General features: G+C 66.2%; 1 protein-coding gene. It reads left to right on the plus strand.

Translation table 11 applies throughout. The features are described from left to right. A partial coding sequence (locus AC5RWX_RS34470; protein WP_494100602.1) for an ABC transporter permease subunit occupies positions 1 to 364 on the plus strand: 364 nt, incomplete at both ends.

Consider the following 364-nt stretch of genomic DNA (forward strand, 5'->3'; position numbering starts at 1 on the left):
CGTTGCCGGGGATCGTGGTGGGCCTGGCCTTTGTTACTGTCAGCATCCGGGTGGTCCCCGGGATCTACCAAACGTCCGGGGTGCTGGTAGCTGCCTATGTCCTGTTGTTCCTCCCCCGTGCCTTGGTGAACCTGCGGGCGGGACTGGCCCAGGCGCCCAAGGAACTCGACGAGGCCGCACAGGCACTCGGTAAGCCGCCGTTGCTCTCCTTCATCCGGGTTACCCTGCGGTTGACGGCACCCGCGGCCGCGGGCGGAGCGGCCCTCGTATTCCTCGCCATCGCCAACGAACTCACTGCCACCCTGCTCCTGTCCCCCAACGGAACCCGCACGCTGGCAACCGAATTCTGGAGCAAGAGCAGCGA

Source organism: Arthrobacter sp. SPT-J7 (assembly GCF_059089965.1).